General features: G+C 71.5%; 12 protein-coding genes. 7 read left to right on the top strand and 5 right to left on the bottom strand.

Annotation, left to right across the window (positions count from 1 at the left end; all coding sequences use genetic code 11):
- Nucleotides 1-177 precede the first annotated feature (177 nt).
- The gene (locus tag ACFYZL_RS08390; RefSeq protein WP_384747741.1) at nucleotides 178-639 is read left to right on the top strand and encodes an ATP-binding protein; all 462 of its coding nucleotides are present in this window, start codon (nucleotides 178-180) and stop codon (nucleotides 637-639) included.
- 30 nt (nucleotides 640-669) lie between these two features.
- Here ACFYZL_RS08390 and ACFYZL_RS08395 read toward each other — a convergent pair whose 3' ends face one another.
- From ACFYZL_RS08395 to ACFYZL_RS08405, 3 genes are all read right to left on the bottom strand, one after another.
- Nucleotides 670-2,310, bottom strand: a complete 1,641-nt coding sequence (locus ACFYZL_RS08395) for an ABC-F family ATP-binding cassette domain-containing protein (RefSeq protein WP_384747738.1) — start codon at nucleotides 2,308-2,310, stop codon at nucleotides 670-672.
- Between the two features lie 254 nt (nucleotides 2,311-2,564).
- Nucleotides 2,565-2,981, bottom strand: a complete 417-nt coding sequence (locus ACFYZL_RS08400; RefSeq protein WP_388677223.1) for an SsgA family sporulation/cell division regulator — start codon at nucleotides 2,979-2,981, stop codon at nucleotides 2,565-2,567.
- Between the two features lie 179 nt (nucleotides 2,982-3,160).
- Entirely contained in the window at nucleotides 3,161-3,664 is a 504-nt protein-coding gene (locus ACFYZL_RS08405) for a (4Fe-4S)-binding protein (RefSeq protein ID WP_388677226.1), read from the bottom strand.
- Nucleotides 3,665-3,759: 95 nt separating this feature from the next.
- On the opposite strand from ACFYZL_RS08405, the gene ACFYZL_RS08410 reads away from it, so the two are divergent.
- Complete coding sequence (locus tag ACFYZL_RS08410) at nucleotides 3,760-4,851, top strand: WD40/YVTN/BNR-like repeat-containing protein (RefSeq protein ID WP_388677229.1); 1,092 nt, start codon at nucleotides 3,760-3,762, stop codon at nucleotides 4,849-4,851.
- A gap of 1,341 nt (nucleotides 4,852-6,192) precedes the next feature.
- Here ACFYZL_RS08410 and ACFYZL_RS08415 read toward each other — a convergent pair.
- Nucleotides 6,193-6,492, bottom strand: coding sequence for a YciI family protein (locus tag ACFYZL_RS08415; protein ID WP_384752144.1), 300 nt, complete (start codon nucleotides 6,490-6,492; stop codon nucleotides 6,193-6,195).
- 26 nt (nucleotides 6,493-6,518) lie between these two features.
- On the opposite strand from ACFYZL_RS08415, the gene ACFYZL_RS08420 reads away from it, so the two are divergent.
- Nucleotides 6,519-7,199 carry an endonuclease V gene (locus ACFYZL_RS08420; RefSeq protein WP_384752141.1) on the top strand — a complete coding sequence of 227 codons (681 nt, stop codon included), beginning with the start codon at nucleotides 6,519-6,521 and terminating at the stop codon, nucleotides 7,197-7,199.
- Nucleotides 7,200-7,229: 30 nt separating this feature from the next.
- Here ACFYZL_RS08420 and ACFYZL_RS08425 read toward each other — a convergent pair whose 3' ends face one another.
- Nucleotides 7,230-8,444 carry a saccharopine dehydrogenase family protein gene (locus ACFYZL_RS08425; RefSeq protein ID WP_384752138.1) on the bottom strand — a complete coding sequence of 405 codons (1,215 nt, stop codon included), beginning with the start codon at nucleotides 8,442-8,444 and terminating at the stop codon, nucleotides 7,230-7,232.
- A gap of 209 nt (nucleotides 8,445-8,653) precedes the next feature.
- Between ACFYZL_RS08425 and ACFYZL_RS08430 the strand changes: the two genes are divergently transcribed.
- From ACFYZL_RS08430 to ACFYZL_RS08445, 4 genes are read left to right on the top strand one after another with little or no spacing between them, the layout of a single operon-like run.
- Nucleotides 8,654-9,844 (top strand): CaiB/BaiF CoA transferase family protein, encoded by a 1,191-nt coding sequence (locus ACFYZL_RS08430; protein ID WP_384752136.1) that lies wholly within the window; start codon nucleotides 8,654-8,656, stop codon nucleotides 9,842-9,844.
- Entirely contained in the window at nucleotides 9,844-10,869 is a 1,026-nt protein-coding gene (locus ACFYZL_RS08435) for an LLM class F420-dependent oxidoreductase (protein WP_384752133.1), read from the top strand. Before ACFYZL_RS08430 ends, ACFYZL_RS08435 begins: the two co-directional genes overlap by 1 nt.
- A gap of 9 nt (nucleotides 10,870-10,878) precedes the next feature.
- Nucleotides 10,879-12,021 (top strand): acyl-CoA dehydrogenase family protein, encoded by a 1,143-nt coding sequence (locus ACFYZL_RS08440; protein ID WP_388677236.1) that lies wholly within the window; start codon nucleotides 10,879-10,881, stop codon nucleotides 12,019-12,021.
- Nucleotides 12,022-12,043: 22 nt separating this feature from the next.
- Entirely contained in the window at nucleotides 12,044-13,258 is a 1,215-nt protein-coding gene (locus ACFYZL_RS08445) for an acetyl-CoA C-acetyltransferase (RefSeq protein WP_384752129.1), read from the top strand.
- Nucleotides 13,259-13,262: the final 4 nt, after the last annotated feature.

Consider the following 13,262-nt stretch of genomic DNA (forward strand, 5'->3'; position numbering starts at 1 on the left):
GAAATACCCCGAGAAATGGGCAACTGGTGAGACAAGTAGTAGCACTGTGCACCGGGTTACGCTACGGTCGGTAGTGCAAGTCTCACACGGGGCAACCCCGTGACCTCGTACGACCCTCCACGACCAACCGGTCTTCGATCACACGCCGTCGATCACACCCATACTTGGAGCAGCACGATGACGGGCACTCTCGGTGGCCTGCGGCCGGTTCATGAGCCCCTGCGGACACCGCCCGAGGCGGCGAAGCTGAACTACTCGATATGCCTGCCGGGTGGCGCCTACTGCGCGGGCACGGCCCGTTCCGTCGTCCGGACCCTCCTCGACCGGCACGGCCTGCCCGACCTGCGCGAGACCGCGGCCCTCGCCGCCTCCGAACTCGTGGCGTACGGACACCGCTTCACGCCCGACGAAGAGATGATGCTGAAGATCCGCTGGCAGTACGACGCGCTGCGGATCGTCGTGTACGACCAGCACCCCGCGCACTCCTCGCCCGAGAAGAGCGAGGAGTGCAGGAGCCGGCGAAGCCGCGGGATGTGGCTGCTCGCCGCAGCCGTCGACGCCTGCGGCGGCGACTGGGGGCTCACCCCCGTCCTGACCGCGACGGGCGGCACCAAATCCTGGGCCCTGTTGCCGCGTTAGCGACCGGTGGTCACCGGCGATCACCGGCGATCATTCGTGCCACAGCGTCTCCCGAACCTCCTCGGCCGTCGTCGGCCGCAGCTCGCCGTCCAGCAGCAGCCACCGCGTGATGCCGATCGACTCCAGGAACGGCACGTCATGGCTGGCCACCAGGAGCGCGCCCTCGTAGGACTCCAGGGCGCCGGTCAGCTGCCGCACGCTCGACAGGTCCAGATTGTTCGTCGGCTCGTCGAGCATCAGCAGCTGCGGAGCGGGCTCCGCGAGCAGCAGCGCCGCAAGCGCCGCCCGGAACCGCTCGCCGCCCGACAGGGTGCCGGCCGGCCGGTCCGCCCGGGCACCCCGGAACAGGAAGTGCGCGAGGCGCGCCCGGATCACGTTGTTCGTGGCCTGCGGAGCGAACCGCGCCACGTTCTCCACCACCGAACGGCTCTCGTCCAGTACGTCCAGGCGCTGCGGCAGGAACCGCGTGGTCACGTGCCTCACCGCCTCCCCGGACACCGGATCGAGCTGCCCGGCGATCGTGCGCAGCAGCGTGGTCTTGCCCGAACCGTTGCGTCCCACCAGGGCGATTCGCTCCGGCCCGCGCAGTTCCCACTCGCCCCGCACGGCCGCCCCGTGGGCCAGTCGCACGTCGCTGAGGGTCAGGACGCGCCGCCCGGGCGGGACCTGGGTGGCGGGGAGCTTGATCCGGATCTCGTCGTCGTCGCGCACCGCCTCCACCGCATGGTCGAGCCGCTCCTTCGCCTGCGCGAGCTTCTCCGCGTGCATGATCCGGTGCTTGCCGGCCGATTCCTGCGCCGCGCGCTTGCGGGCGCCCATCACGATCTTCGGCTCGCGCTTGTTCTCGTACATCTTCTGGCCGTAACGCTTGCGCCGCGCCAATTTGACCTGGGCGTCGGCCAGTTCGCGCTTCTGTCGCTGTACGTCCGCCTCCGCCACCCGGACCATCCGCTCGGCCGACTCCTGCTCGGCGGCGAGCATCTCCTCGTAGTCCGTGAAGTTCCCTCCGTACCAACGGACTTCGCCGTCGCGCAGATCGGCGATCTGGTCGACCCGCTCCAGCAGCTCCCGGTCGTGGCTGACCAGGACCATCACCCCGGTCCAGGACTCGACGGCCGCGTACAGGCGGCGCCGGGCCCGCAGGTCCAGGTTGTTGGTGGGCTCGTCCAGCAGCAGGACGTCCGGGCGGGCGAGCAGCAGCGCGGCCAGCCTCAGCAGCACGCACTCGCCGCCGGACAGTTCGCCGACGGTGCGGTCCAGTCCGATGCGGGCGAGCCCGAGCTGGTCGAGCGTGGCGATGGCCCGCTCCTCCACGTCCCAGTCGTCGCCGACGGCCGTGAAGTTTGCCTCGGTGGCCTCGCCCGCCTCGATGGCGTGCAGGGCGGCGCGGGCCGTGTGGATGCCGAGGGCCTCGTCGACCCGGAGCGCGGTGTCGAGAGTGAGGTTCTGCGGCAGGTACCCGACCGTGCCGGCCGTGGCCAACTCGCCCTCTCCAGGGGTGAGTTCACCGGCAATCAGCTTCAGCAGCGTGGACTTGCCACAGCCGTTGAGCCCGATCAGGCCGGTGCGGCCCGGGCCGACGGCCAGGGAGAAGTCCTCGAAGACGGGCGAACCGTCGGGCCAGTCGAAGGACAGGGCGGAGCAGGTGATGAAAGCAGGGGCGTGACTCATAGAGGCCTCCAGGTTGCGTGAATGGTGCGTGCAACGCGGGGAGACAGCCGACGGTCAGCGGTTGGCGGTGACGATGGTCGGTGTCTCGGACCTCAGAAGTCCAATGTCCTGCTCCGTTTCGACGGCGATGGGGCGTCTACGAAGCTACGGGCGGCCGGAGCCGCCCGCAAACGATTAACGGGAATCGGCGACCTCGGCGCCCCCCGGTGGCTCCGGCAGCGGTCGGCCGGTCCTCAGTAGCCGTCGGCCGGTCCTCAGCAGCCGTCGCGCATCAGCTCGGCCAGGCTGTGGTCCATGTCGAGGTAGAGGTGCTCGAGGCCGGGCGGGACCACGACCGAGGCCCGCTCCAGGAAGCGCTGCAGTTCGGCCGTGAACATCAGCACGATCGCGACGCCCTCGGGGGCGTGGAACTCGATCGTGGTCCGGTCGCCGTCGTACGGGCGCACGCGCACGTCACCATGACCGGACGGATGGTCCAGCCCGGACTCCAGCAGCTCCCGCGCGAAGGTCCACGAGACCTCGACGCCCTCCAGCGTGGCCGGGGCGGGGAAGGCCATGCGGACGGCGAACGGATCCGCACGGTCGTAGCAGAGGGTGACGGGCACGGTCTCGACCTTCGGCGCGGTGGCGACCAGACGGGCCTGAACGGCCTGCTCGATGACAGTGATCAAGGCGCACTCCCTTGCGGCGGATCTGCTGCCGGGCCGTGGGGTGGAGCTCGGCAACTCGATAGACGCCGGAATCGGCAAATCCGTGCATGGAAGGTGACGTGAGCTGTGTCACCGATTGGCCGGAACCAGACCGTGTGATCGCACAGAGTGACCGTCGGTGTGCGGCGGTGGCTGGGTGGTCAATCGGAATGGCAGCTTCCGGAGAGGTCGCAGAAGGGCTGATTAGCGCTCACTCCACAGGCGCAAAGCATGGCCCTGGTCTCCCTGCGGACGTGCCCGTCCGCGGTGGTCACGCTCAGGTCGCCGCGGACCACGAGCCGGCCGGCCGGATCCCGCACGACGGTGGTCGGCCGGTCCGGCTCCTCCCCGGGCCCCTCGGCGAGCCGGTACTGGAGGGCCCCCGACGGGCAGCGGCGGACCACCTCGGCGGCCGACTCCGCCGCGGCGCCGTCCGGCTGGATCCAGGGTCGCCGCGCCGAGTCGAAGACCGCGGGCAGGCCCCGCACGCACTCGGCGGCGTGCAGACACCGGCCGACGTCGTAGGTGATGGTGATCTGCTTGCCGTCGTAGGCCTTGGGCTCGTTGGGTTCGTTGGGTTCGTTGGGTTTCTTGGGTTCCTTCCGTTCCTTCGGGTTCTTGGCTTCCTTGGCTTCCTTGGCTTCCGCGGGTTCCTTGGGCGTCATGGGACCACCGTAGGAAGCGGGTGGTGGGGACGCACCCTGGACGGAAAAACGGGCGTGCGTTAGCTTCCGGCGCCATGAGACTTCTGGGAGTTGGCATGTGCGCGGCAGTTTTGACGGTGGGCTTACTGGCGGTCCCCGCCCAGGCGGACGAGTCCGGCGGGGCGGGCGGAGTGGGTGGGGCGGGCGGGGTGGCCGAGCTGCACGGCGCCGGCTGGGCGCTGAAGAACACCGGCAAGGAGGTTCGCTTCCGCGGCCTGTCGGCGGTCAGCCGGTCGACGGCGTGGGTGGCCGGCTCCAAGGGCACGGTCCTGCGCACGGTGGACGGCGGCCGCAGCTGGAGCGACGTGTCCCCGCCGTCGGCCGTGGCCGAAGGCCTGGAACTGCGTGACGTCGAGGCCTTCGACGCCCGCCGCGCCGTGGCCCTGTCCATCGGGGAGGGCGAGGCCTCCAGGGTCCTGCGCACCGAGGACGGCGGCGCCACCTGGACCGAGGCCTTCCGCAACCCCGATCCCCGCGCCTTCTACGACTGCCTCACCTTCTTCGACCACCACCACGGACTGACCGTGAGCGACCCGGTGGACGGCAAGTTCCGTCTCCTCTCCACGGCCGACGGCGGCCGTACCTGGCAGCCCCTCCCGACCGACGGTATGCCCGAGGCGCTGCCCGGCGAAGCGGGCTTCGCCGCGAGTGGCCAGTGCCTGGTCAGCGCGGGCCCGAAGGACGTCTGGCTCGCCACGGGCGGCGGTCCGACCGCGCGCATCCTGCACTCGGCCGACCGCGGCCGGAACTGGACGGCCACGCAATCCACCGTCCCCGCCGGAGACCCGGCGCGCGGTGTCTTCGCCCTCGCCTTCCGCGACCGTACGAGGGGCCTCGCGGTCGGCGGCGACTACCGCACCGGCCAGCCCTCCCCGCAGGCCGGATCCCGCTCCTCCGACGGCGGTCGCACCTGGACCCCCTCGACCACCCCGCCCCCGGCCTACCGCTCGGGCGCGGCCTGGTACCCGTACGGGTCGAACACCGCCCTGGCGGTGGGCCCCACCGGCACGGACGTCACCACCGACGGCGGTCGCAACTGGCGACCGCTGGACCCCGGTTCCTTCGACACGGTCGACTGCGCCCCGGATGCGGGCTGCTGGGCATCGGGGGAGAAGGGCCGGGTGGCGAGGTTGGAGGTGGGCGACTAGGGAGTTGGGGGAGGGGGTTGGTGGACCAGGGGGAGTGGGCCGGGGGGAGTGGGTCAGGGGGAGTGGGTCAGGGGGAGGTGACTGGGCGGGTTCCGCTCGGCGGGGTGTTCTGTGGGGCGGGGGTGGGCCTGGGGTTTGGCGGGGCCTCGGTCGGTCGGGGCCGGGAAGGGTTGGGGCTTTCCCGTCGGTCCCATAGTCCTTCCGCGTCGGGCCGGCCTGTCAAGGGCGCTCCTCCTTCGTCGTCGCGTCGCTGCGCGATCGCCTTCGGCGACCCTTGACAGACCGACCCGCCGCGGAAAGACAAGGACCAACGGGAAACCCCCAAAAGAACGGGCCGGGAGGGACAGAGGCAATAAGGCCAGTCCGAGATGTCCGACCCGGCTTCGGCCCAGCAGGCCACTGCCCCACATGTCGACCACAAGAGGCCCGGCGGGGGGAAGGGCGCATCAGATCGCTACGCGCTCCTCGCGTCTCAGCGTCTGCGGTCCGCCTGGGGCTGGTCGCGCGTCAGATCGCTACGCGCTTCGCCTCGACAGCGTCCGACGGTCGTTTGGGCTGGACATAAGCCGCCCATGATCGCTACGCGCTTCTCGACGACCGCGACCGACCCCCGTCTGAGGCTGATACTTGCGAGAACCTGACAATTAGGGCATAACGTCAGGTGTTTTGGCTGCTCACCTCCCCTGACTGCACTACAGGTTGAAATAGGCGCTGTTTGGCTCCGTCTTCCCTCTCGACGGCCGTCGGACGCGGTCAGGGAAGGGGAAACGAGGGTTTGGGCGGCCTATGTCCAGCCCCAGGCGGTCGTTGGACGCCGTCGAGGAGAAGCGCGTAGCGATCTGGGCGTGACCAGCCCCAGACGGACCGCAGACGCTGAGACGCGAGGAGCGCGTAGCGATGTGACGCGCCCTTCCCGCGGCTGGGGCTCTTGTGGTCGACATGTGGGGGGCCTGCCGGCGCGGAGTCGGGTCGGACATTCCTGTCCCGGCTGGTTGTCGCCGTTCCTCCCGGCCCGTTCCTTTGGGGGTTTCCCGTTGGTCCTTGTCTTTCCGTGGCGGGTCGGTCTGTCAAGGGTGGAGCGCAGCGACATCGCGCAGCGACGCGACGAAGGAGCGCCCTTGACAGGGCGGCCCGACGCGGAAGGACTATGGGACCGACGGGAAAGCCCCAACCCTTTCCGGCGCCGACCGGTCGGGGCGCCGCCGTGCCCGGGTTCCGGCCGGTTGTTCACCGCGGCCCACTCGGTCCACCTGCCCTGCTACCCCTGAGGGTTCAGGCCACGGAATGGTGGGGCGACCTACCAGCCGCCAACCACCCCCCCCCGCCGTGCAAGGCGCCGCCTCAGACCACCGGGTTCTCCCGGACCGTCGACAGGTCCGCCGAGGTCTTCGACGCGATGAACTCCGTGATGCGGTAGGCGCAGACGCCCGAGACCGTGAAGGGGTCCTCGGACGCGATCTTCTCGATTTCCGCCCGGGAGACCCCGCCCGCCAGGATCACGCCTCCGTCGCGCGGGACCTTGCGGCCCGACGCGAGGAAGACGCCGGCGGCGTAGTAGCCGTCCAGCCAGGCGATGTGGTCGTCCATCAGTTCTTCGACGGCTTCGATGGGGGCGGTGTAGCTGAGCTCCATTACGAACATGATCGCCAGGCTACTCTCGCTCCATCATGACGAGTGTGAAGACGCCGGCCGACGAGGCCGAAGCCCGGGCGATACAGGACGTACTGCGCCATCAGGTCGTACTCGACGAGCCCGGCCCGCCGCCCGGATCCGGACTGGTCACGGGTGTCGACGTCGCCTACGACGACGAGCGCGACCTGGTCGCCGCCGCGGCCGTCGTGCTCGACGCGGTCACCCTGGAAGTGGTCGAGGAGGCCACCGCCGTCGGGCACGTCAGCTTCCCCTACGTGCCCGGGCTGCTCGCCTTCCGTGAGCTGCCGACCGTACTCGCGGCGCTCGACGCCCTGACCGCCGCGCCCGGCCTCGTCGTCTGCGACGGCTACGGGCTCGCCCACCCCCGGGGCTTCGGCCTCGCCTGCCACCTCGGCGTGGTCACCGGACTACCGGCCATCGGAATCGCCAAGAACCCGTTCACCTTCACCTACGAGGAACCCGGCGCCCGGCGCGGCGACGCCGCCCCGCTGCTCGCACCCGACGGGGCCGTCGTCGGTCGGGCGCTGCGCACGCAGGACGGCGTCAAGCCGGTCTACGTCTCCGTCGGGCACCGGGTCTCGCTGGACAACGCCTGCGCCCACGCGCTCGCCCTCAGCCCCCGCTTCCGGATCCCCGAGACGACCCGGCACGCCGATTCCCTGTGCCGCCGGGCCCTGCGTGAGGCGGCCGGGTGAGAGTCGGGTGTGAGCGGGCGGCGCCGTCGCTCAGCGTTCGTCCGCGACGCGGAAGACGATCCCCGCCTTGCGGAGCCGGTCGAGCAGGGCGTCTCCCATCGCGACCGCCGTGGTGAGCTGGCCCGCACGGTCGGGCAAGGCGTCGTAGGCCAGGCAGAGGGCCGACTCGGCCAGCATCTTCGCCGTCTCGCCGTAGCCCGGGTCGCCGCCCGACACCTCGGTGAGCACGCGCCGGCCGCCGCCCTCGCCCACGAACCGCACGGTGAACCAGCTGCGCGCGCGGCGTTCCGCGTCCGGACCCCGGCCCGACTCCCAGCGGTTCATCAGCCACCGCCGGGCGGGCGGCACTTGGGCCGCGGCCACGGTCGCGGCCACCGCAGCCGTGCCGCCCACCGCGACGGGAAGGTGCTTGACGGAGGCGTAGTGCCGGTAGCGGAAGTCCGGGCCGTAGCGCTCCAGCGCAGCCGCCGACCGCGCCACGATCGTCGGGTCCATCGTGGGAAGCGGCAGGGCCCAGGTGCCGGTCTCCCGGCTGAACCGGGGCGCGCCGACCGGCCCTCGGGCCCGTCGGCCCAGCAGCCGGGGCTCGTGCAGCCGGCGGGCGCGGGCGGCCGCGAAGGTCTGGGGGCCGCGCCCCAGCGCGGTCAGCGCCGAGGCCAGGGTCCCGCCGGAGAAGACGGCGTTGGACCGCATGAACCCGTCGACCCGCAGCGGAACCCCCTCCGGCAGCCGGGACACGGTGAAGTACGCCCCGAGGTCGGCCGGGATCGAGTCGAAGCCGCAGGCGTGCACGATGCGTGCCCCGGTCTCGCGGGCCCGGGCGTCGTGCTCGACGTACATCCGGTCCACGAACTCCGGCTCGCCGGTGAGGTCCACGTAGTCCGTGCCCTCTTCGGCGCAGGCGGCGACCAGCTCCGCGCCGTACCAGACGTACGGGCCCACGGTGGTGGCGAGCACCCGGGTGGACGCGGCCAATCGGCGCATCGCCTCCGCGTCGCCGGCGTCGGCCGGGAGCAGCGGCAGTTCGGCGCAGGCGGGCTCGATGACCGCGAGCCGCTCGCGCAGTCGCTCCAGCTTGGCCCGGTTCCGGCCGGCCAGTGCCCAGCGGCAGCCGGCGGGCGCGTGCGCGGCCAAGTACTCGGCGGTCAGCGCCCCCACGAACCCGGTCGCGCCGAAGAGCACGACGTCGTAGGCCCGTTCCGGATGGTCCTGCGGTCCCCGAGGGCTCCGGACCGTTGCGTTCATGACCGCTCCTCCCAGCTGGTGTCGGTGGCTGAGGCTAGCGCGATGCGGACGTGGGACCGCGGTCCGGGGTGTCCCCTGCGCAAGGGAAAATCCGACGGCGCGGGCAACCGGCTAAGCGCTTGCTCTTGTGCTGAGTGGAACACGTTCCTAGCATCACCGGTGTTACATCAGTTGTGTCACATGGTGGTCCTACGGATGCTGGGGGCTCGATGGCAGTGACAGGGAACGCGACGACGGGCGGGCGCGGCCCGCTCGCCGGAGTGCGGGTCGTCGAGCTGGCGGGCATCGGCCCCGGCCCGTTCGCCGCCATGCTCCTCGCCGACCTGGGGGCGGACGTCGTCCGGGTCGACCGGCCCGGCGGTGGTGGGCTCGCCGTCAATCCGGCGTACGACGTCACCAACCGCAACAAGCGCTCCGTCCTGGTCGACCTCAAGTCGGACGGGGGTCCGGCCCGGGTGCTTGACCTGGTCGAACGGGCCGACATCCTCATCGAGGGCTTCCGTCCCGGGGTCGCCGAGCGGCTCGGCGTCGGTCCGGCCGACTGCCACGCCCGCAACCCGAGGCTGGTCTACGGCCGGATGACCGGCTGGGGCCAGGAGGGCCCGCTCGCACACACCGCCGGGCACGACATCGCGTACATCGCCGTCACCGGCGCCCTGGGCATGATCGGCGACCCGGACGGGCCCCCGGCCGTCCCCGCCAACCTCGTCGGCGACTACGCGGGCGGCTCGCTGTACCTGGTCATCGGTGTTCTCGCCGCCCTCCAGCACGCCCGGACCGGAGGCGTCGGCCAGGTGGTCGACGCCGCCATCGTCGACGGCACCGCCCACCTCACCGCCATGATCCACGGCATGATGGCGGCGGGCGGCTGGCAGGACCGCCGCGGGGCGAACCTGCTCGACGGGGGCTGCCCCTTCTACGGCACCTACGCGACCTCGGACGGCGGGTACATGGCCGTCGGCCCGCTGGAGCAGCAGTTCTACGACACCTTCGTGGAGCTGCTCGGCATCCGCGACGAGGCCCCCGCCCGCAAGGACCTCGCCCGCTGGGACGAGCTGCGGGAGACCGTCGCCGCGCGCTTCAGGACCCGTACGCGCGCGGAGTGGACGGCCGTGTTCGAGGGTACGGACGCGTGCGTGGCGCCCGTTCTGTCCCTGCGCGAGGCCCCGGAGCACCCGCACCTCGCCGCCCGCGGCACCTTCACCGACTTCGGCGGGATCGTGCAGCCCGCCCCCGCCCCCAGGTTCTCGGCGACCCCGGCCGCCGTCACCGCCGGCCCGGCCCTGCCGGGGGCGCACACCGAATCCGTGGCCGTGGACTGGGACGTACCGGGCCTGCTGAACGACGCGCCGGAGAAGGCGCCGGCCAAGGCGCCGGCGAGCGTGGAGAAGGACGCCTGATGGAACTGTCCACGATGCTCGACTACGCCGGCGACGCCCGCCGGGCCGCCGACCAGGCGGTGGAGCTGGAGTCGGCCGGGCTCGACGCGGTGTGGGTGGCGGAGGCCTGGGGCTTCGACTCCCCGACGATCATGGGCTACCTGGCCGCCCGCACCGAGCGCCTCAAGATCGGCTCGGCGATCCTGAACGTCTACTCCCGCACCCCGGGCCTCATCGCCCAGACGGCCGCCGGCCTCGACGCGGTCTCGGGCGGCCGGGCGCTGCTCGGCCTCGGAGCCTCCGGCCCGCAGGTGGTGGAGGGCTGGCACGGCAAGCCGTACGACAAACCGCTCGGCCGGACCCGCGAGACGGTGGAGCTGTGCCGGCGCATCTGGCGGCGGGAGACGATCGACCACCACGGCATCACCGACATGCCGCTGCCGCCAGAGAAGGGCGGCCGGCACGGCAAGCCGCTGAAGATCCTCACCCGGCCGGTGCGCAGCTCGATCCCCGTCTACATCGCCTCGCTCGGCCCCGCCAACGTGGCGATGACCGCGGAGATCGCCGACGGATGGCTGCCGACCCTCTTCATCCCCGAGAAGGCGCGGGAGGTGTGGGGCGAACCGCTCGCCCGGGGCGCCGCCAAGCGGTCCCCGGAGCTGGGCCCGCTGCAGACGGTGGCGGGCGGCCTGCTCGCCATCGGCGAGGACGCGGCCGCGGCGCGGGACCTCGCGCGCCCGCAGATCGCCCTGTACGTGGGCGGCATGGGGGCGGTCGGCAAGAACTTCTACAACGACCTCGCCGTGGCCTACGGCTACGAGGAGGAGGCCCGCAGGATCCAGGAGCTGTACCTCTCCGGCCGGAAGCGCGACGCCGCGGCCGCCGTCCCGGACGAGTTCTGCGAGCTGATGACGCTGTGCGGGCCCGAGGGCTACGTACGCGAGCGCGTCGAGGCCTTCCGCGAGGCGGGTGTGACCATGCTGAACGTCACGCCCGTGGGTCCGGAGCCGGCCCGGCTGATCGAAACCGTCAGGAACTGGCTCTAGGGGGCCCCGATGCAACGCCGAATCTTCGACGCCGACCACGAGGCGTTCCGCGAGAGCGTCCGCACCTTCCTCGCCAAGGAGGTGCTGCCGCACTACGAGCAGTGGGAGAAGGACGGCATCGTCAGCCGCGAGGCCTGGCGGGCCGCCGGTCGGCAGGGGCTGCTGGGCCTGGCCGTCCCGGAGGAGTACGGAGGCGGCGGCAACACCGACTTCCGCTACGCCGCCGTGATCGCCGAGGAGTTCACCCGGGCGGGCACCCCGGGGCTGGCCATCGGCCTGCACAACGACATCATCGGCCCGTACCTGACCTCGCTCGCCACCGAGGAGCAGAAGCGCCGCTGGCTGCCCGGCTTCTGCTCGGGCGAGATCATCACCGCCATCGCGATGACCGAGCCCGGGGCGGGCTCCGACCTCCAGGGGATCCGGACCAGCGCCGAGGACCGGGGCGACCACTGGGTGCTGAACGGCTCCAAGACCTTCATCTCCAACGGCATCCTCGCCGACCTGGTCGTCGTCGTAGCGAAGACCACGCCCGAGGGCGGGGCGCACGGTCTGTCGCTCCTGGTCGTCGAGCGCGGCGCCGAGGGCTTCGAGCGCGGCCGCAACCTCGACAAGATCGGCCAGAAGTCCCAGGACACCGCCGAGCTCTTCTTCAACGACGTACGCGTCCCCAAGGAGAACCTGCTCGGCGAGCTCAACGGCGCCTTCGTCCACCTGATGACCAACCTCGCCCAGGAGCGGATGGGCATCGCGATGGCCGGCATCGCCGCCGCCGAGCACCTGCTGGAGATCACCACCGCCTACGTCAAGGAGCGCGAGGCCTTCGGGCGGCCGCTCTCCAAGCTCCAGCACATCCGGTTCGAGATAGCGGAGATGGCCACCGAGTGCGCCGTCACCCGCACCTTCCTCGACCGGTGCATCGTCGACCACTCCAACGGCGAACTGGACCACGTCCACGCCTCGATGGCCAAGTGGTGGGCCACCGAACTCCAGAAGCGGGTCGCCGACCGCTGCCTGCAGCTGCACGGCGGGTACGGGTACATGACCGAATACCGGGTCGCACGGGCCTTCACCGACGGCCGCATCCAGACCATCTACGGCGGCACGACCGAGATCATGAAGGAGATCATCGGTCGTTCCCTGCTCGGCTAACTCCCCTCGAAAGGCTTGACCAGTGAGCACCGAAGCGTACGTGTACGACGCGATCCGCACCCCGCGCGGCCGCGGCAAGGCCAACGGCGCCCTGCACGGCACCAAGCCGATCGACCTGGTCGTCGGCCTCATCGACGCCCTGCGCGAGCGCAACCCCGGCCTCGACCCCGGCACCATCGACGACATCGTGCTCGGCGTCGTCGGCCCGGTCGGCGACCAGGGCTCCGACATCGCCCGGATCGCGGCCATCGCCGCAGGCCTCCCGGACACGGTGGCCGGCGTACAGGAGAACCGCTTCTGCGCCTCCGGCCTGGAGGCCGTCAACATGGCCGCGGCCAAGGTCCGCTCCGGCTGGGAGGACCTCGTCCTGGCCGGCGGCGTCGAGTCGATGTCCCGCGTCCCGATGGCCTCCGACGGCGGCGCCTGGTTCAACGACCCGATGACCAACTGGGACGTCAACTTCGTCCCGCAGGGCATCGGCGCCGACCTGATCGCCACCATCGAGGGCTTCTCCCGGCGCGACGTGGACGAGTACGCGGCCCTCTCCCAGGAGCGGGCGGCGGAGGCCATCAAGGACGGCCGCTTCGCCAGGTCCGTCGTACCGGTCACCGACCGCAACGGCCTCGTCGTCCTCGACCACGACGAGTTCGTCCGCCCGGGGACCACCGCCGACACGCTCGCCAAGCTGAAGCCCTCCTTCGCCGACATCGGAGAGCTGGGCGGCTTCGACGCGGTGGCCCTGCAGAAGTACCACTGGATCGAGAAGATCGACCACGTCCACCACGCCGGCAACTCCTCCGGCATCGTCGACGGCGCCTCGCTCGTCGCCATCGGCTCCCGGGAGGCGGGAGAGCGGAACGGGCTGACGCCCCGCGCCCGGATCGTCTCGGCCGCCGTGTCCGGCTCCGAGCCCACCATCATGCTCACCGGCCCCGCCCCCGCCACCCGCAAGGCCCTCGCCAAGGCCGGGCTGACCATCGACGACATCGACCTGATCGAGATCAACGAGGCCTTCGCCGGAGTCGTCCTGCGCTTCGTCAAGGACATGGGCGTCTCCCTCGACAAGGTCAACGTCAACGGCGGCGCCATCGCGCTCGGCCACCCGCTCGGCGCCACCGGCGCCATGATCCTCGGCACGATCGTCGACGAACTGGAGCGCCAGGACAAGCGCTACGGGCTCGTCACCCTCTGCGTCGGCGGCGGCATGGGCGTCGCCACCGTCGTCGAGCGGCTCTGACCGG

Source organism: Streptomyces sp. NPDC001717, assembly GCF_042892775.1.
In the GTDB taxonomy this organism is placed as follows: Bacteria; Actinomycetota; Actinomycetes; order Streptomycetales; family Streptomycetaceae; genus Streptomyces.